This window comes from Streptomyces xanthophaeus (assembly GCF_000725805.1).
Classification (GTDB): Bacteria; Actinomycetota; Actinomycetes; order Streptomycetales; family Streptomycetaceae; genus Streptomyces; species Streptomyces xanthophaeus.
Genome location: NZ_JOFT01000115.1, coordinates 1 through 365 on the forward strand (window position 1 = coordinate 1; position 365 = coordinate 365).

1 protein-coding gene is annotated in these 365 nt (G+C 62.5%); it reads left to right on the top strand.

What is annotated here, in order from left to right; translation table 11 throughout:
* A partial coding sequence (locus IO30_RS0129115; protein ID WP_031147832.1) for an adenosylhomocysteinase occupies positions 1–365 on the top strand: 365 nt, incomplete at both ends.

A 365-nucleotide genomic window follows, 5' to 3' on the forward strand; every position in this document is an offset into this window, starting at 1 on the left:
GCGACCCTCGACGACGTCGTCGAGACGGCCGACATCTTCATCACGACCACGGGCAACAAGGACATCATCATGGCCTCCGACATGGCCAAGATGAAGCACCAGGCCATCGTCGGGAACATCGGCCACTTCGACAACGAGATCGACATGGCCGGTCTCGCGAAGATCGAGGGCATCGTCAAGGACGAGGTCAAGCCGCAGGTCCACACCTGGAAGTTCCCCGACGGCAAGGTCCTGATCGTCCTGTCCGAGGGCCGTCTGCTGAACCTGGGCAACGCCACCGGCCACCCGTCGTTCGTCATGTCGAACTCCTTCGCGGACCAGACCCTGGCCCAGATCGAGCTCTTCACGAAGCAGGCCGAGTACCC